Raw genomic sequence first — 243 nt, forward strand, 5'->3', positions numbered from 1 at the left:
TACTTACGGATTTAAAGATTGAACAACAATTGTTGAAAGAACAGTTAGAGAAAATGCAAACAGCTGTGACTATTCTTGAAGAAAAATCAGTGACGCTTAAAGAAAAACCAGCGACTCTTAAAGAAAAAACAATGACTCCTGAAGAAAAACCATCTGTTACAAAGCAAAGAGCTTTTTCTGGACGCCCAACATCTTTTCGTGATTGGAGAGCATCTAGTCAAAAAAATTAGGGAATGTTATGTG

1 protein-coding gene is annotated in these 243 nt (G+C 35.0%); it reads left to right on the forward strand.

Annotation, left to right across the window (positions count from 1 at the left end; all coding sequences use genetic code 11):
* A partial coding sequence (locus tag MR107_RS30870) for a hypothetical protein (protein WP_242293212.1) occupies positions 1 to 230 on the forward strand: 230 nt, incomplete at its 5' end.
* Between the last annotated feature and the right edge of the window lie 13 nt (positions 231 to 243).

Source organism: Bacillus cereus group sp. BfR-BA-01441 (genome assembly GCF_022663075.1).
Lineage (GTDB): Bacteria > Bacillota > Bacilli > Bacillales > Bacillaceae_G > Bacillus_A > Bacillus_A cereus.